At 71.0% G+C, this 23,905-nt stretch carries 23 protein-coding genes, 1 pseudogene and 1 riboswitch; of the genes and pseudogenes, 10 read left to right on the top strand and 14 right to left on the bottom strand.

The window, feature by feature from the left end:
- Positions 1-64 precede the first annotated feature (64 nt).
- The gene (locus SPK54_RS01555) at positions 65-2,992 is read left to right on the top strand and encodes an EAL domain-containing protein (protein ID WP_330946180.1); all 2,928 of its coding nucleotides are present in this window, start codon (positions 65-67) and stop codon (positions 2,990-2,992) included.
- A 41-nt stretch (positions 2,993-3,033) separates the two neighbouring features.
- Here SPK54_RS01555 and SPK54_RS01550 read toward each other — a convergent pair whose 3' ends face one another.
- Positions 3,034-4,056: a sensor domain-containing diguanylate cyclase gene (locus SPK54_RS01550; protein ID WP_330946179.1), complete on the bottom strand. Its 1,023-nt coding sequence runs from the start codon at positions 4,054-4,056 to the stop codon at positions 3,034-3,036.
- 128 nt (positions 4,057-4,184) lie between these two features.
- Between SPK54_RS01550 and pyrC the strand changes: the two genes are divergently transcribed.
- Positions 4,185-5,267 carry a dihydroorotase gene (gene pyrC / locus SPK54_RS01545; protein ID WP_330946178.1) on the top strand — a complete coding sequence of 361 codons (1,083 nt, stop codon included), beginning with the start codon at positions 4,185-4,187 and terminating at the stop codon, positions 5,265-5,267.
- 168 nt (positions 5,268-5,435) lie between these two features.
- Here the strand turns inward: pyrC and SPK54_RS01540 are convergent, their stop codons facing one another.
- The gene (locus SPK54_RS01540; protein WP_330946177.1) at positions 5,436-5,939 is read right to left on the bottom strand and encodes a protein disulfide oxidoreductase; all 504 of its coding nucleotides are present in this window, start codon (positions 5,937-5,939) and stop codon (positions 5,436-5,438) included.
- A 203-nt stretch (positions 5,940-6,142) separates the two neighbouring features.
- Between SPK54_RS01540 and SPK54_RS01535 the strand changes: the two genes are divergently transcribed.
- The gene (locus SPK54_RS01535) at positions 6,143-7,795 is read left to right on the top strand and encodes a PAS domain-containing protein (RefSeq protein ID WP_330946176.1); all 1,653 of its coding nucleotides are present in this window, start codon (positions 6,143-6,145) and stop codon (positions 7,793-7,795) included.
- 55 nt (positions 7,796-7,850) lie between these two features.
- Here SPK54_RS01535 and SPK54_RS01530 read toward each other — a convergent pair whose 3' ends face one another.
- Positions 7,851-8,255: a hypothetical protein gene (locus SPK54_RS01530; RefSeq protein WP_330946175.1), complete on the bottom strand. Its 405-nt coding sequence runs from the start codon at positions 8,253-8,255 to the stop codon at positions 7,851-7,853.
- Positions 8,256-8,334: 79 nt separating this feature from the next.
- Positions 8,335-10,797: a cation-translocating P-type ATPase gene (locus SPK54_RS01525; protein ID WP_330946174.1), complete on the bottom strand. Its 2,463-nt coding sequence runs from the start codon at positions 10,795-10,797 to the stop codon at positions 8,335-8,337.
- A gap of 244 nt (positions 10,798-11,041) precedes the next feature.
- Between SPK54_RS01525 and SPK54_RS01520 the strand changes: the two genes are divergently transcribed.
- Positions 11,042-12,040, top strand: a complete 999-nt coding sequence (locus tag SPK54_RS01520) for an LD-carboxypeptidase (RefSeq protein WP_330946173.1) — start codon at positions 11,042-11,044, stop codon at positions 12,038-12,040.
- Complete coding sequence (locus SPK54_RS01515; RefSeq protein WP_330946172.1) at positions 12,037-12,597, top strand: hypothetical protein; 561 nt, start codon at positions 12,037-12,039, stop codon at positions 12,595-12,597. Before SPK54_RS01520 ends, SPK54_RS01515 begins: the two co-directional genes overlap by 4 nt.
- A 163-nt stretch (positions 12,598-12,760) precedes the next feature.
- On the opposite strand, the gene SPK54_RS01510 is transcribed toward SPK54_RS01515, so the two are convergent.
- Positions 12,761-12,943 (bottom strand): hypothetical protein, encoded by a 183-nt coding sequence (locus SPK54_RS01510; protein WP_330946209.1) that lies wholly within the window; start codon positions 12,941-12,943, stop codon positions 12,761-12,763.
- 78 nt (positions 12,944-13,021) lie between these two features.
- The gene (locus tag SPK54_RS01505; protein ID WP_330946171.1) at positions 13,022-13,744 is read right to left on the bottom strand and encodes an rRNA pseudouridine synthase; all 723 of its coding nucleotides are present in this window, start codon (positions 13,742-13,744) and stop codon (positions 13,022-13,024) included.
- Positions 13,745-13,860: 116 nt separating this feature from the next.
- Here SPK54_RS01505 and SPK54_RS01500 point away from each other — a divergent pair, with 116 nt between their 5' ends.
- From SPK54_RS01500 to SPK54_RS01485, 4 genes are all read left to right on the top strand, one after another.
- Positions 13,861-14,718, top strand: coding sequence for a PA4780 family RIO1-like protein kinase (locus SPK54_RS01500; protein ID WP_330946170.1), 858 nt, complete (start codon positions 13,861-13,863; stop codon positions 14,716-14,718).
- Positions 14,719-14,790: 72 nt separating this feature from the next.
- Positions 14,791-15,870: a YihY/virulence factor BrkB family protein gene (locus SPK54_RS01495; protein ID WP_330946169.1), complete on the top strand. Its 1,080-nt coding sequence runs from the start codon at positions 14,791-14,793 to the stop codon at positions 15,868-15,870.
- Positions 15,871-16,017: 147 nt separating this feature from the next.
- Complete coding sequence (locus SPK54_RS01490; protein WP_330946168.1) at positions 16,018-16,356, top strand: DUF4920 domain-containing protein; 339 nt, start codon at positions 16,018-16,020, stop codon at positions 16,354-16,356.
- A gap of 173 nt (positions 16,357-16,529) precedes the next feature.
- The gene (locus SPK54_RS01485; RefSeq protein ID WP_330946167.1) at positions 16,530-16,895 is read left to right on the top strand and encodes a DUF6164 family protein; all 366 of its coding nucleotides are present in this window, start codon (positions 16,530-16,532) and stop codon (positions 16,893-16,895) included.
- A 36-nt stretch (positions 16,896-16,931) separates the two neighbouring features.
- Here the strand turns inward: SPK54_RS01485 and SPK54_RS01480 are convergent.
- Positions 16,932-17,115: pseudogene (locus SPK54_RS01480) on the bottom strand (VOC family protein); the annotation flags it as partial.
- 31 nt (positions 17,116-17,146) lie between these two features.
- Positions 17,147-17,324, top strand: a riboswitch (yybP-ykoY riboswitch).
- Between the two features lie 2 nt (positions 17,325-17,326).
- Between SPK54_RS01480 and SPK54_RS01475 the strand changes: the two are divergent.
- Positions 17,327-17,905 carry a TMEM165/GDT1 family protein gene (locus SPK54_RS01475; RefSeq protein ID WP_330946166.1) on the top strand — a complete coding sequence of 193 codons (579 nt, stop codon included), beginning with the start codon at positions 17,327-17,329 and terminating at the stop codon, positions 17,903-17,905.
- A 15-nt stretch (positions 17,906-17,920) separates the two neighbouring features.
- Here SPK54_RS01475 and SPK54_RS01470 read toward each other — a convergent pair whose 3' ends face one another.
- The 7 genes from SPK54_RS01470 to SPK54_RS01440 form a co-directional block, all read right to left on the bottom strand.
- On the bottom strand, positions 17,921-18,625 hold the full coding sequence (locus tag SPK54_RS01470; protein WP_330946165.1) for an ABC transporter ATP-binding protein: 705 nt from the start codon (positions 18,623-18,625) through the stop codon (positions 17,921-17,923).
- Positions 18,618-19,820, bottom strand: a complete 1,203-nt coding sequence (locus SPK54_RS01465) for an FtsX-like permease family protein (RefSeq protein ID WP_330946164.1) — start codon at positions 19,818-19,820, stop codon at positions 18,618-18,620. Before SPK54_RS01465 ends, SPK54_RS01470 begins: the two co-directional genes overlap by 8 nt.
- A 3-nt stretch (positions 19,821-19,823) precedes the next feature.
- The gene (locus SPK54_RS01460) at positions 19,824-21,068 is read right to left on the bottom strand and encodes an efflux RND transporter periplasmic adaptor subunit (RefSeq protein WP_330946163.1); all 1,245 of its coding nucleotides are present in this window, start codon (positions 21,066-21,068) and stop codon (positions 19,824-19,826) included.
- A gap of 347 nt (positions 21,069-21,415) precedes the next feature.
- Positions 21,416-21,628 carry a hypothetical protein gene (locus SPK54_RS01455; protein ID WP_330946162.1) on the bottom strand — a complete coding sequence of 71 codons (213 nt, stop codon included), beginning with the start codon at positions 21,626-21,628 and terminating at the stop codon, positions 21,416-21,418.
- A 191-nt stretch (positions 21,629-21,819) separates the two neighbouring features.
- Entirely contained in the window at positions 21,820-22,440 is a 621-nt protein-coding gene (locus SPK54_RS01450; RefSeq protein ID WP_330946161.1) for a GGDEF domain-containing protein, read from the bottom strand.
- A gap of 109 nt (positions 22,441-22,549) precedes the next feature.
- Positions 22,550-22,990, bottom strand: a complete 441-nt coding sequence (locus tag SPK54_RS01445; RefSeq protein ID WP_330946160.1) for a hypothetical protein — start codon at positions 22,988-22,990, stop codon at positions 22,550-22,552.
- Between the two features lie 48 nt (positions 22,991-23,038).
- Entirely contained in the window at positions 23,039-23,905 is an 867-nt protein-coding gene (locus SPK54_RS01440; protein WP_330946159.1) for a DUF6671 family protein, read from the bottom strand.

The raw sequence follows: 23,905 nt of genomic DNA, 5'->3' as shown, positions 1-23,905 counted from the left end.
ATCCGCCGGCCCGGCGGCCGTTACCCTGGGGGACCGGGTTGCTTCCCATGCGGGCCATTCGCCTATGACGACACACGCATCCCGCCCAGCGCCGCTGACCGTTCCGTTCGGCGATCCGCTGGCGCTAGGGGCGATGCTGGAAGCACTGCTGCAATCTCCTTCGCTGCCTGCGCTGGCGAAAGGGATTGCCCACGCGCTGGCCGAGGCCGGCGCGGCGCCGGCGACGGTGGCATGGTGGATGGCGGATGGCACCAGCGGCACCGTGCCGGCCGGGCTGGCGCCGGCCGCGGATGCAGCGCTGCTGGCGATGCTGCAGGCCGGTGGCGACCCGGTTGCCGACGGCGCCGATGGCGGTCGGGGCGTGCGGTTGCTGGCGCGCGATGCCACCGGCGGCATCGCGCTCCTGCTGCCCGCCCATGCGGACGCGGCGTTGCTGGACCGCGCCTGCGCGCTGCTGGCGCCGGTGGCGGATGCGGTGCTGGAGCGCCGCCACCTCACCGGCTCGCTGCAGGCGCTGGCGCGATCCGAGCAGCTGCAGGCGGCGCTGTTCCAGATTGCCGACATGGCCAGCTCCGGCATGGACCTGAACGCGATGCTGCGAGAACTGCATGCCATCGTCGGGAGGTTCATGTATGCCGAGAACTTCTACATCGCCCTGTACGAAGAGAGCAGCGACGCGCTGCGCTTCATCTACCTGGTCGATACCGTCGATCCGGTCATCCGCAACGCCAACGAATTCATCTCGATGTCGGTGATGGAGCGCGGCCTGACCTGGTACTGCATCCGCGACCGGCGCCCGCTGATGGGCGCGCTGGACCAACTGCGCGCGCAGGTGTCCGGGCCCATGCGCGACATCGGCGAGGAATGCTTCGACTGGCTGGGCGTGCCGATCCTGGTGGGCGAGGCGGTGCGCGGCGTGCTGGTGGTGCAGAGCTACATCGAGCGGCCCCGTTACACCACCTCCGACCAGGCGCTGCTGTCCTACGTTGGCAGCCACATCCTCAATGCCGTGGACCGCAAGCTGCAGCAGGAGGAGTTGGAGCGGCGGGTGGCCGAGCGTACCCAGGCGCTCACCCTGGAAGTGCAGGAGCGGCAGCGGTCGGAACGCATCCAGGAGGCGCTGTACCGCATCGCCGAGCTGTCGCACACCGCCACCGATCCCGACGGGTTCTACCAGGCGGTGCACGGGATCGTCGGGCAGTTCCTGGATGCGCGCAATTTCTACATCGCGCTGCTCTCGGACGATGGCGAATGGCTGCACTTCCCGTACTACGTGGATGAAACCGGCGGCACCGCGGAAAGCCGGCGGGTGGGGCACGGCATCAGCGAATACGTGATCCGCCGGGGCAAGCCGCTGCTGGTGGACATGGAGGATCCGGCGGTCCGGGCGCAGTTCGAGGCGCTGCAGGCGTCCGGCGAGCTGGACGTGGTCGGGCAGCAGTCGATGGCGTGGCTGGGCGTGCCGCTGGTGGCGGGCGAACGCGTGCTGGGCCTGCTGGCGGTGCAGAACTACACCAGCGGCCACTGCTACAGCGCCAGCGAACGCGATCTGCTCACCTTCATCAGCTACCAGATCGCCAGCGGCCTGGAACGCCAGCGCGCCGCCGCGGAGCTGAAGGACGCCAACGCCGAACTGGAGCAGCGGGTGGAGGCGCGCACCGCCGAGCTGTCGGAGCAGATCCGCGTGCGCGAGGACGTGGAGCGCCAGCTCAAGTACCAGGTGCTGCACGATTCGCTCACCGGCCTGCCCAACCGCGCCTACCTGCGCGACCAGCTCCAGCGCGCGCTGGCGCACGGGCAGCGCGAGCAGGGCTACGGCTTCGCGGTCTTGTTCATGGACCTGGACCGGTTCAAGGTCATCAACGATTCGGTGGGGCACCTGGTCGGCGACGCGCTGCTCCAGGAAGTGGCGGCGCGCTTTTCGCGCTGCGTGCGCAGCGGCCGCGACATGGTGGCACGGTTGGGCGGCGACGAGTTCGCGATCCTGATGGAGGTGAACGGGCCCGACGCGGCGCTGCGCATGGGCCAACGCATCGTGAAGGCGATGGAGGCGCCGGTGCGGGTGCAGGGCAAGGAGCTGTACAGCAGCGTGAGCGTCGGCATCGCCCTGAGCGCGCCGCACTACACCCAGCCGGAAGAGCTGCTGCGCGATGCCGATATCGCGATGTACCGCGCCAAGGCGGGCGGACGCGACCGCATCGAAGTCTTCGACGAGGCGCTGCATGCGCGCGCGCTGCAGCTGCTGGAGGTGGAAAGCGACCTGCGGCGGGCGATGGAGCGCTGCGAACTGGTGCCGTGGTTCCAGCCCATCGTGCGGCTGTCCGACGGCGGGGTGGTGGGTTACGAGGCGCTGGCGCGCTGGCACCACCCGCATCGCGGGGTGCTCGCGCCCGCGGCGTTCCTGCCGGTGGCGGAGGGCAACGGCAGCCTGGAGGCGCTGGATTGGGCGGTGTTCACGCGCACGCTGGAGCTGCTGCCTTCGCTGCTGCGGCCGGAGCAGTACGTGAACGTCAACTTCTCGCCGCGGCATTTCGGCGCGCCGGGCCTGGTGGCGCGGCTGATGGCCCTGCTGCGGGCGCACCGCATCGCGCCTTCGCAGGTCCGCATCGAGGTGACCGAAGGCGCGCTGCTGGAGAACGCGGAAAAGATCGGCGAGGTGTTCCGCCAGCTCGCCGACTGCGGGGTGATGGTGGCGCTGGACGATTTCGGCACCGGCTATTCCTCGCTGAGCTACCTGCACCGTTTCCGGATGCACACCCTCAAGATCGACCGTTCGTTCATCTGCGACCTGTCGCCCGACGACGAAAGCGGCAGTACCGCGGTGGTGCGGGCGATCCTGGCGCTGTCGCGGGCGCAGCGCATGGAAGTGGTGGCCGAGGGCATCGAAACCGAGGCCCAGCGCCAGGCGCTGCTGGCGTTGGGCTGCGAGCTGGGGCAGGGCTATCTGTTTGCGCGGCCGGCGCCGTTGGGGGCGGGACCGGCGGACCGGTGACGCAAGGGGCGGGGCCGCGCGCCTGTGACCGCAGCCGGCGACTACGAAGCAGCGCCGCGCCGTTTGCGCTTGTCCTGGTACATCGCCTGGTCCGCGCGGGCCAGCTCCGTTTCCGCATCGCCTTCGCCAGCGCGGATCACGCCGATGCTGGGGCCGCTGTAGGCGATGCTGGCGCTGCCCAGCTCGAACTGCCCGCTGCAGGCCGCGCGCAGCCGCGCTTCCAGGGCCTGTTGGCAAGTGTCCGAGGCCGAGCAGACCGTGCCGATCACCACGAATTCGTCGCCCGCCAGGCGCCCGCAGAAATCGTCGGCGCGCATGCAGCCGGCCAGGGCGTGGCCGATGGCCGCGAGGAAACGGTCGCCGGCGTCGTGGCCGTGCACGTCGTTGATCCGCTTGAAGCCGTCGAGATCGATGAAGGCGATCAGCACCTCGGTGCCGGTGCGCTTGCGCAGCTGCAGGCGCCGCTGCAACTCCTCCATCAGCGCGCGGCGGTTGGCGAGGCCGGTCACCAGGTCCGTCATCGCGTTCCGATGCAGCTGCGCGTTGGTGGCCTTGAGGAGGTTGAGCAGGGCCTCGCGCTCGACCTGCTGGCTGATCAGGTGGGCGAACAGGCGCATGACCCGTTCGGCGTCGTCCTGGAGCGGCTGGCGCTGCCCGCTGGCAGCGCACAGGGTGCCGTAGAGGGCGCCTTCGGCGCCGTGGATGGGCACGCTGGCGTAGGTGGCGATGCCCAGCGCGCGCGCGGCATCGGAATCGCCCCAGCAACCTTCCACGTCGTCCGTGTAGTTGCGGCCCTCCTCGAGCGCGCGCTTGCACAGGGTGTCGTTCCAGGGCACCGACAGCCCTTCCGGAATCTGCAGGCGGTCCGAATTGCGGGCGAACAGGATGTGCTGGACGCCGGCCTGTTCGTCGATGGTGGTCATGTAGGTCGATTCCAGGCCGGTGGTCGCTTCCAGCAGTTCCAGCAGCGGCCTGACCAGCTCCTCGAGTGACCTGGCGTTCTCCAGCGACTCCGCAAGCGTTCCGATGAGGGTGCCTGGCGACAGCGTCGGGATGCGATCCATACGGCAATCCTTCTACAAAATGCGCCGCGGCGCCACCCGGTGCCCGGACACGCGCTGCCGGCGCTCCCGACCCGGCGCGGATGCCTCTGGCAAAATCGTGCCGGTCGACGTTCGACTTTGGAGCCCCGATGTCCCCGCTTGCCCACCACGTTCCCGCGCCCGCACAGGCGCCCGCCGGCACCACGCTGACCATCGCGCGCCCCGACGACTGGCACCTGCACCTGCGCGACGGCGTGCTGCTGGGGGCGGTGCTGCCGCACACGGCGGCGCAGTTCCGGCGCGCCATCGTGATGCCGAACCTGCGGCCGCCGGTGACCACCACCGCGCTGGCGGCGGCGTACCGGGAGCGGATCCTGGCGGCGCGGCCGGCGGGCTCGGACTTCGAGCCGCTGATGGCGCTGTACCTCACCGACAACACGCCGGCCGGGGAGATCCGCGCGGCCAGGGCCAGCGGCTTCGTGCACGCGGTGAAGCTGTACCCGGCGGGGGCGACCACCAATTCCGATTCCGGCGTCACCGACCTGCGCCACGCCCGCGGGGCGCTGGAGGCGATGCAGGAGACGGGCATGGTGCTGGCCATCCACGGCGAGGTGACCGACCGCGACATCGACGTGTTCGACCGCGAGAAGGTGTTCATCGAGGACATCCTCGTCCCGCTGCGCCGCGACTTCCCGGGCCTGCGCGTGGTGCTGGAGCACATCACCACCAAGGACGCGGCGGACTACGTGCGCGACGCCGGGGGCGAGATCGCCGCCACCATCACCGCGCACCACCTGCTGTACAACCGCAACGCGATCTTCAGCGGCGGCCTGCGCCCGCACTACTACTGCCTGCCGGTGCTGAAGCGCGAGGTCCACCGCCGGGCGCTGCTGGACGCCGCCACCGGCGGCAGCCCGCGCTTCTTCCTGGGCACCGATTCGGCCCCGCACGCGCGCGGCGACAAGGAAGCCGACTGCGGCTGCGCCGGCTGCTACACCGGCCTGCACGCGCTGGAGCTGTACGCCACCGCGTTCGAGGCCGCGGGCCGGCTGGACCGGCTGGAGGGCTTCGCCAGCCACTTCGGCGCCGACTTCTACCGGCTGCCGCGCAACCAAGGCACGGTGACGCTGCGCAAGCAGGAATGGGTCATCCCGGCCGAGCTGGCCTACGGCGAGCGCACCCTGGTGCCGCTGGCGCAGGGTGAAACGCTGGGCTGGCGCCTGGTCGGATAGGGCGCTTGCCGCCGCCGCTGCCGCGCGGGCCGGCATGCGCGCATGCAGGTGGCCCGGCGGACGGCGCGACGGCATCGGCTGGCCGCGAACATCGCGGCGGGGTGCCGAGTGGGCTGGCAGGAATTCCCGGCTGCCTGTCGCGGGCGGGTGGGCTCCGCGGTCGTTCGGTTACCGCGCCAGCCACAGCCGCAGGCGCAGCCCGTACTCGCTGGTCCAGCCGCTGGTGGCCAGGCGCATGCGGCCGTCGGAGACGATCGCGATGGTCGGGGTGACGCCCACGCCCAGTGCCTGGCTGATCGCGCCGTCGGGATCGTTGACCACCGGGAAGGTGAGCCCGTGCCGGCGCATGGTGGCGTGCACCTGCGCATCGTTGCCGGACTGCATGGCCACCGACACCACGCGGTGGCCGCTGCGGTGCAGGCGTTCGATGGCCGGCGAGGTGTGCCGGCAGTAGCCGCACCATTCCGCCCACACGTAAAGCACGGTCGGTTGGCGCTGCGCCTGGAAGTCCACCGGCGCGCCCTGGGTGGTGGCGAGGCGGGTCGCTGCCACCGCGCGCGCATCCGGTGCGCGATACCAGTCCAGCGCGGCAATCAGCGCCAGCAGCAACAGCAGGTTGATGGCCAGGCTGCGCAAGCGCGCGGGCCAGCGGCGTTCGGGTGGGGTGTTCATGCGGCGCAGTATCGGCGAACGCTGGGGTACAGCGGCGATCGCACCGGCGCTATCCAGGTGCCCGATGCCGGGTGCTCAACAGGTTCACGCAGGACGCCCGTGGCCGGTTTGGCGTGGCGGGGCGCGCGCTGGCATCGAAAACCGACGGGAATCCCCTTTTTGCGCTGGACTGGGCATTCGGGTTTCGGTGACCATGACCGTACATGCCCGCCCACGCCACGCCGCCCGGCCACCTGCTGCAGCTGCTGCCCGAGGCGGTGGTGCAGACCGACGCGCTTTGGGAGATCACCTATCTGAATCCGGCCTGGGCGAGGCTGACCGGGCATGCGGTGGCGGCGGCGCTTGGCCAGTCCCTGCTGGACTTCGTGCATGCCGACGACGTCGGCACCTTGCGCGCGGGCATGCCAGTGTTCCGCCTGCGTTTCGCCGATGCGGACTATCGCTGGGTGCGCCTGCAGCTGCATCCGGAAACGGATGCGGCGGGCAGGGTGATCAGCCGCCAGGGCGTGCTGATCGAGGTCACCGAGGTCACCGAGCAGATCCTGGTGGAAGTGCGCCAGCGTTTCCTGCGCCTGCTGGAAACCATCGACGGCGTGGTCTGGGAGGCCGAGCATGGCATCGGCAATACCTTCCTCAGCCCGCAGGTCGAGCGGTTGTTCGGCTACAGCGTGGAGGAGTGGCGCGCCGATCCGGGGTTCTGGCGGGCGCATGTGCATCCCGACGATCTGCCGGAGGCGCTGGCGATCGACGATGCCGCCTACAACGCCACCCACAGCTATGCCTATGAAATGAGTTACCGGCTGATCGCCAAGTCCGGCAAGGTGGTGTGGGTGCGGGATCTGTGCCGCGCCGTGGTCGAGCCCGGGCGACCGAACCGCATGATCGGCCTGATGATCGACGTGACCCGGCAGAAGCAGACGGAACTGGAGCTGCTGCGCTCCGACGACCGCTATGCGCTGGCCACCCGCGGTTCCAACGACGGCATCTGGGACTGGGACCTGCGCACGGATGTGCTGCACGTGTCGGAGCGCTTCCACGCAATCCTCGGGCTGGAGGAGGCCCCGCATGTGCATGACGGCGGCTGGCGCTTCCTGCAGCAGCGCATCGACCCCGACGATCGCGCCCGCGTGCAGGCAGCGTATCGCAGGCACCTGGCTGCGGAGACGCCGAATTTTTCGGTGGATTTCCGGGCGTTCCACGGATCGGGCCGGCTGGTATGGGTCAACTGGCGTGGGGTGGCCCAGTTCGAAGGTGGCGCGGCCGTGCGCATGGCCGGTTCGCTCAGCGATCTGGCGGAGCGCGGCAGTTCCTATGACACGCTCACGGACCTGCCGGGCCGGCCGCTGTTCCGCGAGCGCCTGGCGCATGCCATCGCGGCCTGTCGCCACAAGGCGGCAGCGGAGGACGGGGCGCCGGCACCGGGCGGTGCCCAGACGTTCGCCGTGCTGCTGCTGGACCTCAACCGCTTCAAGGCCGTCAACGATACCCTGGGGCACCATGCCGGCGACCAGCTGTTGCAGCAGGTGGCGCGCCGGCTGGAAACCTGCGTGCGCACCGGCGACCTGGTGGCACGCATGAGCGGCGACGAGTTCAACGTGCTGCTCGAAGCCATCGAGCCTGCCGAGGCGCTGCAGCGCGCCCGCGAGATTGCGGCCGTGCTTGGAGTGCCCTACGACATCGGCGGACACAGCGTGACCAGCGGCGCAAGCATCGGGCTGGTGACCAGCGTGCCCGGCCTCGCCACCGTCGACGATTACCTGCGCGCCGCGGACGCCGCCATGTATGAGGCCAAGAGCCGGGCGTCGGGGGTGTGCGTTTTTCCTGCCGGAGGAAGCGGGGGAACGCGGCCGGGTTGAAGGACTGCGTTCGATCGACGGGCGTTGCCGACGCGGGCGTTTCGGTCGAGGCGTTTCAGCCTTCGGCGTAGCGCCCGCCCATCAGTTCGCAGCTGGACTTCACGTCCGGCAGATCCTGCACGGGGCGCTTGTAGTAATAGGCCGTGAGCTTGGAGCCGTTCATGTGCACGCAGCGGCCCTGCGGGGCGGCCGGACAGCTGGCCAGCCAAGTGGTTTTGGGGGCCGGAATGCCCATGCCGGTGGCCATCTTCGAAATGGTGTCGCAGGCCTCCACCAGATTGGCGTGCGAGGCGCCGTCGTTCTGGATGCAGTCGGAGATGTCCATTTTCTGACCCATGAACTCGAACTTGCCTTCCATCAGGCAGGCGCGGGGCGCTGCTGCGGGCTTGGTCTGGGCGGAGGGCGAGAGCGGGACGGCAAGCAATCCGAAGGACAGCAGCAGGGCCAGCGGATATTCCATGGGCGTACTCCGATGCGTTGAAAGTCCCGGACAAGCGTAGGCAAGCGGGCGAGGGATGTCGAATGGATCGGAGTATCGCTCAGGCCGTCGAGGCCCCGGCGCCGCGTGTCCGCAACTGGCGTGCCAGGTCCAGTGCCAGGATGGCGAGCAAGGGCAGCGCAAAGGCCGCCGCCAGCAGCAACCCCGGCGGCCGCACGAAGCCGAACAATCCGGCCACCGCCGGATGCAGGATCGTCAGCGCCAGTACCGTGCCGGCGGCAACCGCCACGATCCAGAACGCGGCGTTGGGCGTGCGCAGTGCCCGCCAGATCGAGCCACCCGAACGGTGCAGCAGGATCAGGAACAGGTTGCCGGTCACGATCGCGGTGAACGACAGGGCCGCCAGCTGTGCATCCGCCAGCTCCGCGCGCATGCCCAGCAGGTAGGTCAGGGCGACCGCAAGGAACATCGCCAGCCCCTGGCCGAGCGAGGCGAGCAGGGTGGCCCGGTCGAGCAGCGGGTGATCGGCGGGGCGCGGTGGCCGCCGCATGATGTCGTCGGGCGGCGGCTCGCGCTCCAGCACCACCGAGCAGGCCGGGTCGATGATGAGTTCCAGCATCACCACGTGCAGCGGCATCAGCATCGGCGCGGAGCCGGTGAGCAGCGGCAGCAGCGCCATGCCGGTGATCGGCACGTGCACCGCCAGGATATAGCGCGCGGCGCGGGCGATGTTCTCGTAGATCGTGCGGCCCATCCGGATGGCGCGGACCACGCTGACGAAGTTGTCGTCCAGCAGCACGATGGACGCCGCCTCGCGGGCCACGTCGGTGCCGCGGCCGCCCATCGCGATGCCGACGTGCGCCGCCATCAGCGCGGGCGCGTCGTTGACCCCGTCGCCGGTCATCGCCACCACGCCGCCGCGCGCCTTCAACGCCTCCACCAGCCGCAGCTTGTGTTCCGGCCGCACCCGCGCGAACACGCTGGAGGAGGCGAGGCGTTCGGCCAGGGTGGCGTCGTCGCAGGCGTCCAGCGTGTCGCCGCGCACCACGCCCGCGTCGGTGTCGATGCCGATGCCCGCCTGCCGCGCGATCGCGCGGGCGGTGCCGGCGTGGTCGCCGGTCATCATGATCACGCGCACGCCGGCCGCGCGCGCCTCGGCCACGGCGTCGGGCACGGCGGCGCGCAGGGGATCGGCGAAACCGACCAGGCCCTGCCACTCCAGCGGGAACGTCGTCGGGTCCTCCGGCAGCGGCTCGCTGGCTGCATCGGGGATACGCGCAGCGGCAATCGCCAGTACCCGCAGGCCGCGCTGCGTCATCGCGGCCAGGTGCTGTTCCAGTTCCGCCTGCGTGGGCGCCGAGCCCTTGCACATCGCCGCGATGGTTTCCGGCGCGCCCTTGGCGGCGATGAAGAATTCACCTGCGTGCGTGCGCCATGTCTGGATGAAGGCCGGGCGCTGGCTGCTCAGCGGATAGTCGCGCAGGCGCTGCCAGCCGGGCGGCGACGCCGGCATCTGCCGTTGCGCGGCCGCATCCGCCAGTGCGCGGTCCATCGGGTCATGCGACAGCGGCGGGCAGGCCAGTCGCCCCGTTTCCAGCGCGCGGGCGGGATCCGCGGCGTCCAGTTCCGCCACCGCCATCCGGTTTTCGGTGAGGGTGCCGGTCTTGTCGGTGCAGAGGATGCCGATCGCGCCCAGCGCCTCGATCGCGGGCGCGCGCCGGACCAGCGCGTTGTGCCGCGCCATCCGCCATCCGCCCAGCGCCAGGAACACGCTGAGCACAACCGGAAACTCCTCGGGGATGTTGGCCATCGCCAGCGTGATGCCGGCCAGCACCCCTTCCAGCCAGTTGCCGCGGAGCAGGCCGTACAGGATCACGACCAGCAGGCAGGTGACGAAGCTGATGACCGCGAAGATCGTCACGATCCGGCGCATCTCGCGCTGCAGCGGCGTGCGCTCGCTGACAATCGACTGCAGCGAGTGGCCGATGCGGCCTACCGCGGTCTCCGCGCCCACCGCGATCACTTCGGCTGTGCCGCGCCCGCGCACCACCAGCGTGCTGGCGCGGACGATGCCGGCGTCGTCTTCGGCGCCGGCATGGCGCGCCACCGCGACGGACTCGCCGGTGAGCAGGGATTCGTCGACATGCAGGTCGGCGGCCTCCAGCACGCGCGCGTCGGCGGCCACGCGGTCGCCTTCCTCCAGCAGCAGCACGTCGCCAACCACCAGTTCCTGCGAGGCCACCACCGTTGCGGCGCCGTCGCGCAGCACGCGCGCGCGCGGGCTGCCGAGGTCGCGCAGCGCCTGCAGGGCGCGCTCGGACTTGTATTCCTGGTACAGCGTCAGGCCGATGACCAGCGCTACAGATGCAAGCAGCAGGGCCGCCTCGCCTGAGTCGCCCAGCAGCAGGTACACCAGCGCCGCGGCCAGCAGCAGCAACAGCATCGGTTCGCGCAGCACCTGGCCGGCAAGCGCCAGGCCGCCCTTCCGCCCCGGCTCCGGCAACACGTTGGGCCCGTTACGCGCCAGGCGCGCCGCGGCTTCGGCAGAGGTCAGTCCGGGCATGCGAGCCCCCTCGTCAGTTCGCGCGAGTATGCGGACAAAAGCGGGCCGGGCGCATGTCGACGGCGGGCGGAAGGCTTGGCCCCGCCGCGCCTGCCGCGCGCGCCTGCTTGCCGGCGACGTCGGCTGTCCGGCGCGCGCTCGCGGCTGCGCCAGCGCGCCCGTTGCTACCCTTGGCCCGGTTTCCGCAACGGGTTCAAGCATGGACAGAAGGCGATTCCTCGGCACCGCCGCGCTGACAGGCGCGATGTTGCCCCTGCTTGGCATGGGCAGGGCGACGGCGGCCACGCCCCGGCAGCTGCTGGCTGCGGGCCTGCGCAAGGGCGATACGGTGGGGCTGGTCAGTCCGTCGTCGGCGGTGAGCGAGCGGCTGGCGCTGCAGCTGGCGCAGGAGGCGATGGAGGCGTTGGGCCTGCGGGTCCGGACCGGCGCGCATTACGACGGCCGCTACGGGCACTTGGCGGGAACCGATGCCGAGCGCGCGGGCGACCTGAACGCGATGTTCGGCGACCGCGAGGTCAAGGCCATCGTGTGCGTGCGCGGCGGTTCCGGCGCGGCGCGGCTGCTGCCTCTGCTGGACTACGCGCTGATCCGCCGCAACCCCAAGGTGCTGCTGGGCTATTCGGACATCACCGCGTTGCACTGCGCGATCCACGCCAAGACCGGCCTGGTGACCTTCCACGGCCCGGTGGGGACGGGCAGCTGGAACCGCTTCAACGTCGACCAGTTCGAGCGGCTGTTCTTCCGGCGCGAGCTGATGCAGTACCAGAACAGCCGCGACGCCGGCGACGAGCTGGTGCCGCGCCGAAACCGCATCCAGACGCTGCGCGGCGGCAAGGCGCAGGGCGAACTGGTGGGCGGCAACCTGACCGTGCTCACCGCGCTGGCGGGCTCGTCCTACCTGCCGGATTTCAGCGGCAAGATCCTGTTCCTGGAGGATGTGGGCGAAGCGCCCTACCGCATCGACCGCATGTTCAGCACGCTGAAGCTGATGGGTGCGCTGGACAGGATCGCGGGCTTCGTCTTCGGCGACTGCAGCGACTGCAACCCGGGCGACGGCTATGGTTCGCTGACCCTGGACCAGATCTTCGACGACTACATCCTGCCGCTGAAGATCCCGGCCTACCGCGGCGCGATGATCGGCCACATCCGCGAGCAGTTCATCGTGCCGGTGGGCGGCAAGGTGGAGATGGACGCCGATGCGGGCAGCTTCCGCCTGCTGGCGCCGGTGCTGACCGGCGCGTGACCGATCGCCGCGCGGCCGCAGCGGCCGCGACGGCGTTCAGATCCCCGGCGCTTGGGTCACATCCGCGTGGCCGCCGGCAGCGCCTGGCCGCGGCGGCGCACCGGCAGCCGGGCGGCGGCGCCCGTAGCGTCCGGGCGCATCTGCAGGGTGGGGCGTACACCGCGACGGACGAGTGGGCGCCCGGATGCGGCAGGCGGCTTCTCTGGGTGCTTCGCCTTTCCTTTGCGGCGGCTTGCGTTATCTTCCGGTCCGGAGAGAAGCAGGTACCCCATGTGAAAGCCACCGTCGTCGGACTTGTTACCCCGCATGTTCTGCGCGTCCTGGATCTGGCCAAGATGGCCGAGACCGGCGTCAACGTGGACTGGCATCTCCGCGATGCCGTGACGAAGACCGTCGATGAGCTCGGCCAGCAGTTCAACGCACGTGACCTGTTGCAGGCCTATGTCGATGGCCTGCAGACCTTGGCTCGCGACATGGGGCAGGGCCGCAGGCTCTACGCCGGCATGCTGCAGGATGCGGTGGCCATGGCCACGCGGGAGCTTCAAAAGCTCGACTGAGCCGCCGCCGCAGTGCTTGCGACCTTCGCGGAGGGAAGCCCGCCGCAGCGGTTGCGCTGTTCGGCGCGGAGCTGCAGGGCGGGCAACACGCATGCGGTGCCGTGCGGCAGCGGACGTTGCGGTGCAACGGAGCAACGGCGGAAGGGTCTCCGCCGGGGCCGCCTCAGGTCGGTGCGAACGCCTTGGTCGCCTTCTTTTCCCTCTTCTCGGCCTTCTTTTCCTTCATCGTCTTGGCGGGCTTCTTCTTTTCTTGCTTCTTCTGGTCCATGCCCTTGCTCACGTGCCTCTCCTTGACGTTGCGGTTGCGCGGCTGCGGTTGCAGCCGGTCGCCGGAGTATGTACCCATGGGCGGAGCAGGCGACAAGCCGATCGACGTGCGGCGGATCGATGTGCCGCGGACCGATGTGCCGCCCTGGGGGACGGTCTAGAACCGCTCGCCCACCGGCAGGTAGCGCCACGTCCCCGCCGGCATCTTCGCCAGCGAGACCCTGCCGATCCGCAGGCGGCGGATCGACACCACTTCCAGTCCCACCTGCGCGCACATGTCGCGCAGCTGCCCACCCTGCACGCCCTTGAGCGCAAAGCGCAGGCGGACTTCGTTCTGCCAGCTGACCTTGCACGGCGGCAGCGGGCGGCCGTTGTAGTGCAGGCCGTGGTTGAGCTTGCGCAGGCCGTAGGGGGCAAGCTCGCCGCCGACTTCGACCACGAATTCCTGCTCGATCTCGTCGCCATCCTCGGTGAGCCGGCGCCACACCCGGCCGTCCTGGGTCAGCACCATCAGGCCGCTGGCGTCGGCATCCAGCGGGACCAGCGGGGTCAGGCGGTGGAAATGGCGGGCCAGCAGGCGCACGCCGGAAGGGTCTTCGGGCCAGCGGGTGTCCGGCTGCACCAGCGCTGCCGCCGGGTTGCGGCCGCTGATGGTGTCGTAGCCGGCCGGCTTGTGCAGCAGGATGGTGGCGGGCTCCACGGCTTCCAGCCGCGCCGCTTCATCCAGCGTCACCTCCTCGCCGGACACCGGCTGCGCAGGATCCTCGACCACCCGCCCATCCACCTGCACCCAGCCGTTCTTGATGTAGTGCTCGGCATCGCTGCGCGAGCAGGCGGCGAGCTCGGCCACGCGTTTGGCCAGTCGAATCGGGTCGGACATGCATCACTGCCGTGCAAGCGGGACAGCAGTGTAGCGATCAGGCACTCTGTCGGGCCGGATTTCCGCAAGCGGCGGCGCATCGTTGCCGCGCGACTCCCTCTCCCCTTCGAGATGACATGAAAACCCCCCCGGGCCTGCAGCCCCTGATCGACGACGGCGTGATCGACGAGGTGATGCGGCCGCTGAAGAGCGGCAAGGAAGCCGCCGTCTACGTGGTGCGCGCGGGCAACGAGGTCCGCTGCGCCAAGGTCTACAAGGACATGGCGCAGCGCAGCTTCCAGCAGCGCGTGCAGTACCAGGAAGGCCGCAAGGTGCGCGGCAGCCGCGAGGCGCGGGCGATCGGCAAGGCGACGAAGTACGGCCGCAAGCAGCAGGAAACCGCGTGGAAGAACACCGAGGTCGATGCGCTGTACCAGCTGCGCGATGCCGGCGTACGCGTGCCGGAGCCGTACGGCTACTTCCACGGCGTGCTGGTGATGGAGCTGGTGGTGGATGGCGACGGCCACTCCGCGCCGCGGCTGGGCGAAGTGGAGCTGTCGCCGGAGCAGGCCCGCGGCTTCCACCGTTTCCTCGTGCGTCAGGTGGTGAAGATGCTCTGCGTCGGCCTGATCCACGGCGACCTGTCCGAGTACAACGTGCTGGTCGCGCCCGATGGCCCGGTGATCATCGATTTCCCGCAGGTGGTCAGCGCCGCCGGCAACAACGCCGCGCGCGCCATGCTGCTGCGCGACGTCAACAACTTCACCGCCAGCCTCGGCGCGTGGGCCCCGGAGCTGCTGGACACCTGGTACGGCGAGGAGATGTGGGCGCTGTTCGAAGCGGGGGAGCTGCGCCCCGACAGCGAACTCACCGGCGTGTTCGACCACGACGAATCGGCGCCCGACCTCGACGGCGTGCGCCACGCCATCAACGACGCACGCGAGGAAGCGCTGATCCGCCAGCAGGGTCGCGAGGCGGCGGCCGAGCCGGATTAGCCGCGTAGCGCACCATCCAGCCTTCACGCCGCACCCGGCATGGTGAGAGGGTGTTCCAGCCACGGGCCATGCATGCCGAAGCGACGCAACCCCGGCAAGTCCCCAGCTTCGCCTGCCAAACGCGCGGTCAGGAAAGCCGCGACGCCTGCGAAACCAGGCAAGGTGGTGGAGAAGCTCGACCCCACCCAGCCCACGGCCTCGCGCGAGCGCAGCGGTGTTTCGACCCGCCGGCCCGCGGTGGAGGCATTCATCCGCAAGGCACGCGGCAGCCTGCCGATGGCGCTGCTGCGGCGCTTCATCGATGCCGACCTGATGTCGCAGGCGGCGGCGCTGGCGCTGTACGCGTTGCTGTCGCTGGCGCCGCTGCTGCTGATCCTGGTCTGGCTCACCACCTCGATCCTGCCGATCGCGCAGGAGGCGGTGATGCAGCAGATCGCGCTGCTGGTGGGCGCCGATGCGGAGCGGGTGGCGCGCACCATCGTCGCCAATGCCCGCGACCGGCCCGATACCGGCTCCATTGCCGGGTGGTGGAGCCTGGGCTTGCTGTTCGTCGGCGCCACCGCGGTGTTCGCGCAGCTGCAGGACGTGCTGAACAAGGTGTTCCGCACCGACGCGACCGCGCTGTCCGGCCCATTGGCGTGGCTGCGCAAGCGCGTGTTCTCGCTGGGACTGGTGCTGGCGCTGGGGTTCCTGCTGGTGGTGTCGCTGACCCTGAACACCGTGCTGGAACTGATGTTCGCGCGGGTGGACTGGGTGTTGCCGCTGATGGCGCAGGTGGCCGCGTGGCTGGTGTACATGCTCGCGTTCGCGCTGATGTACCACTATCTGCCGGATCGCCGGGTCGGCTGGAAGCGTGCCGTCGGCGGTGGTGCGGCCACCGCGGTGATGTTCCTGGTCGGGCGCGCGGCCATCGGTTGGTACCTGGGCCGCGCGGATCCCGGCTCGGCCTATGGCGCGATGGGCACGCTTGTGCTCGCCCTGGTGTGGATCTACTACGCCGCGCTGATCATCTTCGTCGGTGCGCTGTTCACCGCGGTGGTGGACGAGCGCGCCAGGGCCCGGGCGAAGGCGCGGGCGGCGAAAAAGCGCAGCGGCGGCAGCGGGGCGGTTTCCGGCGCAAAGACAGGCGGCGCCGCTACCGGTGGCCGGTAGCCGGCGGTTCCGCTATGGTCGGTGGCGGATCCCGCCATCGACACGAGACCTGCCATGCGCCTGCTTGCGATCTGACTGCTGTCCACCGCCGCGTGGTTCGCGCACGCCGGTTCCCTGTCCATCTATGGCAAACCGTTCGCCGACGGCGTGGCGGTGCCGGTATCGCGGGCCGTCGACGCGTTCGATGCCCATGCCGGCAAGCCCGGCCGCTTCAGCGGCCGGATCACAGAAGTCTGCCAGGCCAAGGGCTGCTGGATGGTGCTGGAACACGAGGGCCGGACGGCGCGGGTGATGTTCGGCAACGACGCCTTCTTCCTGCCCAGGGACGCCAGCGGCAGCGCGGTGGTCCACGGGGTGCTGGCGCGCAAGCAGCTGACCCCCGCGCAGGCCAGGCACCTCGGCGAGGATGGCGGCAAGGGCCTGCCGGTCGATCCGGTTGAATACCGGATCGTCGCGGACGGTGTGCGCGTGGTCGGCGCCCCCTAGCCGCCGCGCTGGCGCCTCCGAGGCGCCGGGAGGCGAGGCGGCGTGGCTTCCTGCTCGACCAGCGCGCGCAGGTGCTGGCCTGGATCGTGGACGGCGCCCGGGCCCGCACCGTGGGGGCTGAGGTGCTTTGCGTGGCGGACGGCGTCGGCGGGCGTGGCTGCTATCCTCGCGCCATGTCGAAACTGCTGATGAATCTGCGCAACGTGCCCGACGACGAGGCGGACGAAGTGCGTTCGCTGCTCGACCAGCACCGGATCGAATACTACGAAACCAAGCCCAGCCGCTGGGGAATCTCCTTCGGTGGGATCTGGCTTCGCGACGCGGCCGGCTACGCGGACGCGAAACAGCTGTTGGCCGACTACCAGCAGGCGCGCCAGCTGCGTGCCCGCGCCGAGCGCGAGGCCGCGGAGCGCGACGGCACCGCCGAGACGTTCTGGTCGGTGCTGCGCGCGGAGCCGGGGCGGGTGGCCCTGGTGGTCGCGGGCATCCTGCTCACGCTGGCCCTGTTCGCGCTGCCGATGCTCCTCCTGCGCGGCTGAGGCCGCGCCGGGCGCAGGCCCGGCCGGCACGGTCGATCAGCCGCGACGGGCGGCTTCGATCGCGGCGACGCCGATCTTCCGCATCGCCGTCAGCGCCTCGAATACGCGCGCCGCGACGGCAGGACCCGGGTCGGCGATGGCGTCCAGCCGCGGGCCAGCGGCGATCTGCCAGGCGATGCCCCATTTGTCCCGCCCCCATCCGCAGGCGCTTTCCTCGCCCGGTCTGGCGAGACGGAGGCCAGACCATGTAACATGGCCGGGTCATTGGGGAGTAGCCGCTCTTCGTCGCGAAGAGGCCCACGTCAACACACTTGGCCCAACGGCCATGGCGCGGGCAGTTTCCATGCCTGGCAAGACCTTTGACCACTGCGCCTCCGAGATGGCCGGGGATGCGCGGTGGTCATTCGTCCGTTGTCCGGCCTGGAACATCCATGGAATCACTGCTCGTCTCCACCGGGGTGGTCGCGCTCGCCGAAATCGGCGACAAGACCCAGCTCCTCGCCTTCATCCTCGCCGCGCGCTTCAAGAAGCCGCTGCCGATCATCCTCGGCATCCTGGTCGCCACCCTCTTCAACCACGGCCTGGCCGGCGCGCTGGGCGCCTGGATCACCGCCACGCTGACGCCCGAGGTGCTGCGCTGGGTGCTGGGCCTGTCGTTCATCGGCATGGCGATCTGGACCCTGATCCCCGACAAGATCGAGGAAGAGGAAACCCGCATCGCCGGCAGGTTCGGCGTGTTCGGCGCCACCCTGGTGACCTTCTTCCTGGCCGAAATGGGCGACAAGACCCAGGTCGCCACCGTGGCGATGGCCGCGCACTACGCCACGCCGCTGCTGGTCGTCATCGGCACCACCCTGGGCATGCTGATCGCGGACGTGCCGGCGGTGTTCGTCGGCGACAAGCTGGCGAACCGCATCCCGATGAAGCTGGTGCATTCGATCGCCGCGGGCATCTTTGCGCTGCTCGGCATCGCCACGCTGCTGGGGGCGGGCGCGAAGCTCGGGTTCTAGGTCGCTCGCTTGATCCTAGGGGCGGCGCGCATCGGCCTCGATCCGCCCGTCCACCAGGGTGATGGTGCGGTCGCAGGTCTCGGCCAGGCGCGGGTCGTGGGTGACCACCAGCACCGCGCAGCCGAACTGTTCGTTGAAGCGGCGCAGCAGGGCGAACACGTCGGCGGCGGTTTTCGTGTCGAGGTTGCCGGTGGGCTCGTCCGCCAGCAGCAGGGCCGGCCGCGTGACCAGCGCGCGCGCGATGGCCACACGCTGCTGCTGGCCGCCGGAGAGCTGGTCGGGCTTGCGGTCGGCCAGCGTCTCCAGCCCGACGTCGGCCAGCAGGCCGCGGGCGCGCTCCAGCGCCTCGCGGTCGGGCTTGCCGTGGGCCACCATCAGCGGCATCAGCACGTTTTCCAGCGCGGTGAACGCGCCGATCAGGTGGTGGAACTGGAATACGAAGCCGATGTGCTGGCCGCGCGCGGCGGTGCGCGCCTCGTCGTCCATGCTGCGGGTGGGCTGGCCCAGCAGGTACAGCTCGCCGGCGGTCGGCGAATCGAGCAGGCCGATCTGGTTGAGCAGGGTGCTCTTGCCGGAGCCCGAGGGGCCCACCAGCGCGGCGAAGTCGGCGCTGTCCAGCCGCAGGTCGAGGCCGTGCAGCACCTCCACCTCGTTCGGTTGGCCGATGTTGTAGGACTTGCGCAGGCCTTCCAGCCGCAGCACCTCGCGCAGCTCAGGCATGGCGGATGGCCTCCACCGGATCCAGCCTGGCCGCGCGCGAGGCTGGCACGGCCGCGGCCACCACGCCGGCGACCGTGGCCAGCGCCATCGCCGCCGGGATCAGCGCCGGCGGCAGCGGGATATAAAACAGCTTCGGGCCGAAGGTGTTGAACGCGCCCACCAGGCCGAGGCCCGCCAGCGCGCCGATCAGCGAGCCCACCAGGCCGAGCACCGCGCCCTGCACCAGGAACACGCGCAGCATCTGGCCGCGCCGCGTGCCCATCGCGCGCAGAATGCCGATCTCGCGGGTGCGCTGGGTCACGCTGACCGCGAGCACGCTGGCGATGCCCAGCGCCACCGACATCGCCACGAACACGCTGATCATCCGGGTGGACATGCTCTGCGAGCTCAGCGCGTTCATCAGCTGCGCGTTGGTCTCCATCCAGCTTTCCGCCTTCAGCCCGGTCAGCCCGCGGATGCGCGCGGCACTGCGGTCGGCGCCGAACAGGTCGGCCACGGTCACGTCGATGACGGTGATCCCGCCGGGCAGGGCCAGCAGCGATTGCGCCTGCTTGAGGTCGAGGTAGACGTAGCGCGCGTCCAGTTCGCGCACGCCCAGTTCGAAGATGCCGGCGATATTGACGATCGCCTCGCGGCCCTTGCCGGCGTCGATGCGCAGCTTGCCGCCGGTGCGCAGCCCGAGGTCCCTGGCCAGCTGGCGGCCGATCACCGCGTTGCCGGCGCCCAGGTCCAGGCGGCCTTCCACCATGTTGCGGTCCAGCGGAATCACCCGCAGGTAGCGCGACAGGTCGACGCCCACCAGCGCGACGGACTCCACTGCTTCGCCGCGGCGGCCGAACGCCGGGCCGGACGCCACCGGAGACACCGCTGTGATGCCGGGCAGGCGGTCCAGCACGTCGCCCACCTGCGGCCAGTTGACGATGGTACGCAGCACCTGCGCGCGGCGGTCCTCCAGCACCAGTTGCAGGGTGCCGGGCGGGGCGGGTGCGATGCGGTTCACTTCATCCGGCGCCTCCACCCGGATGTGCGCCTGCGTGCCCAGCGTACGCTCGATGATGTTGGACTGCAGGCCGGAAATCAGCGCGGTGACGAACACGATCACCGATACGCCCACGGCGATGCCGAACAGGATCAGCAGCGATTGCCCGCGCCCCTGGCGCAGGAACCGCATGGCGATGGTGGTCTCGATCCACATCGCTCAGTCGAACTTCACCGGCAGCTCGCGGCGGGTGGCGGAATCCGCGGCCGGCGGCGGCTGGGCCTCGATGCGCACGCGGTCGCCGTCGGCCGGCAGCGCGTCGGCGGCCAGGCCGCTGGCGGCCAGTACATGGTCGCCGGCGCGCAGGCCCGCGGTGACTTCGCTCATCGCCAGCCCGCGCAGGCCCAGCGTCACCACGGTGCGGCGCACGCGGCCGTCGCGCACGACGAGCACCGTGGCGCGGTCGCTGCCGTCGCGGGCTTCCAGCAGGGCATCGTTCGGCACCGCCAGCGCGCGCTCGCGCTGGCCGGTCAGCACGGTGGCGGTAACGGTCATGTCCTGGCGGACGAAGTCGGCCTGCGGGTCGATGCGCAGGCGCACGTCCACGGTGCCGCGCGCGGGGTCCACGCCCGGCGCGATGTGGTGCACGGTGGCGGCGAACGGCCGGCCGGGGAAGGCGTCGGCGATGCAGGCGGCGGATTGGCCCACGCGCAGGCGGGCGATGTTCTTTTCGTCCACCGGCAGCAGGATCTCGCCCGGTGCGTCGGCGGCGATTTCCAGCAGCACGTCGCCGGGGCGCACGGTGTCGCCGGGTTCCACGCCGCGGGTCAGCACGGTGCCGGCCACGGTGGCGCGGATCACCGCGCGCGCCAGCGCGGCGTCGGCGGCAGCCAGCTCCTCGCGCGCCTGCGCCTCGCGGGCACCGCCGCCGGCCAGCGCGTCCACCGCCAGCCGCGCCTGTTCGGCCGCGGCGCGCGCGGCGACCACGGCCTGCGCCGCCTGCTCCACGCTTTCGCGCGCCACCAGCTGGCGCTCGCCCAGGTCGCGCCGGCGCGCGTAATCGCGTTCGGCCTGGGCCAGCTGCGCCCGCGCCTGGCGCAGGCGGGCTTCGGCGTCGGGGCGTTCGGCCTGGCGCAGCGCGGCCAGCGCGGCGCGGGCCTGGTCGCGACGGGCTTCGAGGTCGCGTGCACGCAGCACCACCAGCACGTCGCCCGGCGCCACCCGGTCGCCGTCCATCACCCGGCGCTCCAGCACCAGCCCGGTGATCTCAGGGCCAACCTGCACCCGCGACGGCGCGGCCACGCGGCCGGTGGCCACCACGTTCTGCACCAGCGGGCCGGCCTGCACTGCGTAGCCGGGGAGCACGGGGCCGCGCAATTCCATCACGCCCCACAGTGCCACCAGCCCGATCGCGGCCACCGCAGCGGCGAGCCATCCGAGGCGGCGGGGCAGCGCGTGGGGCATGGCGGTCATCCGGTGGGCGGAAGCCGCCATTCTTGCCGAGGTGGGCAAGGGTGTCGATGGATCGCCCCGTTGTGCGCGCGTGCGGAGAGGCAGCAACGCTCCCGCGCGCCGCGCCGCGCGCCCAGCCGTGGAACCTGCGGGAGCGGGCTGCGAGCGGGCGCGTGCCGTGCAGGGTAGCGCCGGCGCGGAATGCATTCGCGGATGGCGGCCAAAGCGATGCTCACTGGCCCCGTCGGGCGTTGGCAGGCGGGCGGCCGCGGCCCCCGCGCGGAGAGGGAGCAAGGGCGGCTCGGGCCTGCAACGAAGAAGGGAACCGTCGATGCGGTTCCCTTCGGAAGATGCCGGGCTCAGCGCGCGGCGCGGGTCGTGGGTGGCGGTGTCGGGGGCTTGCGCTGGGCCGCGTTGGAGCGGAACGAGGTTGGCGTGTACTTGCGCAGCGGGGTGTTGCCGAGGACCTGGATGCGGCCGCCGCGGCGGCGGAACTCGGCGATATCGGCGGCGATGCTCTGGTGGGTGGCCTCTCGGGCGTCGACAGCGGGGGGCGTTGGCTTGCGCGCCATGCTTCTCCTTCTGTGGGGCGAGTGTCCGATAATTATATTCAAAATCAATGATTTAGTCAATTATCATGATGTCGGCCGCAAGGGCGGGCGGCGTGGCAGGGGCGCGCCCAGCCCAAGTTCCGGCATGCCCGGGGCCCGCCGCCGGGGAAGGCGCGCTGCCAAACCTGCCGGCCCGACCGGGGGCGTCGCGCTCAAAGCAGCGAGCCCGGGGCGGGGGCCTGGGCTTCGCTGGCGCGGTCGCGACCGGCCTTCTTCGCGGCGAAAAGCAGGCTGTCGGCCCGGCCGATCAGCGATTCAGGGGTGTCGCCCGGGTGGGCGCCGGCGATGCCGATGCTGACGGTCACCGGCCGATGCGGCCACTCGCGGGCGTGGAAGGCATCCAGCAGGCGTTGCGCCGCGCGGCGCGCGCCAAGCGCCCCGGTGTCCGGCAGCAGCACCGCGAACTCCTCGCCGCCGAACCGCGCCGCGATGTCCTGCGGCCGCAGGACCGCGGTCAGGATTTCGCCGGTGGCCTGCAGCGCGCGATCGCCCGCCAGGTGGCCGAAGTCGTCGTTGTAGTGCTTGAAGTGGTCGAGGTCGACCATCAGCAGCGAGAACGCGCGGTCCGACTCCCGGTGTCCCTGCAGGAACCGGTGGAGGGCCTCGTCGAAGCCGCGCCGGTTCACCAGTCCGGTCAGCGCATCGGTGTAGGCGGCGTCGTGGAACTGTTCGGATTCGCGGCGCTGGCGGTCCAGGTTGTGCAGCAGCCAGGCCATCGAAACCACCATGGTGAGCGCCCCCAGGCCGCTCAGATAGGCGACCGCGGCGATCACCTCGTCGTGGCTCCAGCCCAGTGCGGAGACGGGTGGAGTGCGGATTATGCGGGTTCACCCTGCCGGCAACGACCGCCGCGGCGGTCCGCCGGTGCGGGGATCCCCCGGGTCAGCGCCATCCCACGACGATGTTCAGGTGATCGGCCTCCCGCGCCAGGCGCAGCGGGCGCAGGGCGATCACCAGATCCTTGATGGCGAAGCCCAGCGCCAGCACGACGGCGACCAGCAGGCTCCAGCCCCAGTCCGGCATCGCCATCCGCCAGGCCTGTCCGCTGCCGAGGAAGACCAGCCCGGCCAGCACACCAGTGGCGCCCAGGGCCGATTCCAGGCACAGGCAGGGCATCCGCCGCGGCTGCGCCTCCGCGGCCAGGGCCCGGCGCCGCCACAGCAACCAGAGATCGCGCAGCAGACCCTGCAGCAGCAACAGCACCGCGCCCGCCAACAGCAGATCGCCAAGGCCGGGGGCGTCCGGCAGGCGCGCGGCCACGCCCCAGGCCGCCGCGGCGGCCAGCGGGATCAGTGCGAGTTCCAGGCGTTCGGCGCGGGTCATGGCTTCTTGTACGCAGGCGGCGGCCGGCAGGATGCAGGGCGCGGCCGCTCAGGGGTTGCAGTGGTCGCAATGGGCAGGATCCGCCTGCGTCCGCTTCGCCGGTTGCTCCGCTTCGTGCCCGCAGCCGTCGCAGCGCATGCGGTGGGCGCGCGGCAGCGCGGTGGGGCGCAGGCACCAACCGCACGGGAGGCCCGGCACCGCCACGGCCGGCACGAAGCCAGGCCGGCCGCAGGCCAAGCAGCGGCTTAGGCAGGCGCGGGCCAGCGCCAGCGCGGCGCGACGGATCCGGCGCATCCGCGGCGGGCAGCGGTGCGCGCGCAGGTCGGTTTCCAGCCACGCCTCGCCGCGCGCGGCCAGTTCATGGGCCACCGCCGCGTCCAGCGCCGTCGGGGTGTCGAGCGCCTTGTGCAGGCCGTGCCGCGGGGCCGGCGCGCCGTCGGCCATCGCCAATGCGATCAGCCTCTGTGCCGGAAATCCCATCCGCGCCGCAAGCGCATGTGCGGCTTCCAGCGACGTCACCCGCTCGCCGCGGGCATACGGTGCCGGCGCGCGATGCCAGCCGGCCAGCTCCAGCCCGTGCGTCCGATCGACCAGCAGCACCAGCTCGGTGCCCAGCGGCACGAACGGCAGCGCCGGATGCGGGCCGAAGCTGCCTTCGCTGGCAAGCCCGACGGTGGCGTCGGGCCGGCAGGCGAAGCCGGCGGCGATCTTGGCGCGTGCGGCGTCCAGCGCGCTGCCGGTGCGCGGTATGTCGCGGCTGAAGGTGCCGAAGCGGTCGCTGTCGAAGTCGTCGGGCACGACCACTTGCAGGCCGGTGAAGCGCGCCAGCACCGGCGCGATCGCGGCCTCCTTGCCGTGCATGGTGGCGAGCACCGCGGTGCGGCCGGCCCATGCGTCCGGTGGGGGCGACGACAT

The sequence above is a fragment of the Thermomonas sp. LB-4 genome (assembly GCF_036409385.1).
In the GTDB taxonomy this organism is placed as follows: Bacteria; Pseudomonadota; Gammaproteobacteria; order Xanthomonadales; family Xanthomonadaceae; genus Thermomonas.
Note: the sequence above shows the minus strand (reverse complement) of the source record. Positions and strands in the feature narration are given on the sequence as shown.